Consider the following 441-nt stretch of genomic DNA (forward strand, 5'->3'; position numbering starts at 1 on the left):
CCTCGGGGTGTGTGTGGGAGGGCCACGCCAACAGCGAATGTCTGGTGGGTGGTTGCTCATATGCTGTGGAACTACTGGACGAGCGAACGTTCACCGGCGCCCGGTGTTGTCACCAGTACTGCCCTCCGCTTCGGTGGTGGTGCGTGGACCGTGGGCATCGAGGGTTGGTGGGGGTGAGTGTGTCGGCACACTGTTGGGTCCTGAGGCAACACACCGGTTGGTGTGGTGGTCTTGGTGGTCAGAGACATCGTGGGAGTCAAACCGACCCTGGCTGTTGTGGTGAGGGGATGGGTGGTTCTGGTTGGCGGTGTGTTTCTGGTTGGTGTTTGAGAACTGCACAGTGGATGCGAGCATCTTTGTAGTAAGTGTCTAAGGGCACACGGTGGATGTCTAGGCATCAGGAGCCGATGAAGGACGTAGGAGGCTGCGATAAGCCTCGGG

General features: G+C 59.4%; 1 rRNA gene. It reads left to right on the plus strand.

Annotated elements, in window-relative coordinates:
* Positions 1-359: 359 nt before the first annotated feature.
* A 23S ribosomal RNA gene (locus tag QSK30_RS36635) occupies positions 360-441 on the plus strand; the annotation flags it as partial.

This window comes from Actinokineospora sp. NBRC 105648, from assembly GCF_030269645.1.
Taxonomy (GTDB): Bacteria; Actinomycetota; Actinomycetes; order Mycobacteriales; family Pseudonocardiaceae; genus Actinokineospora.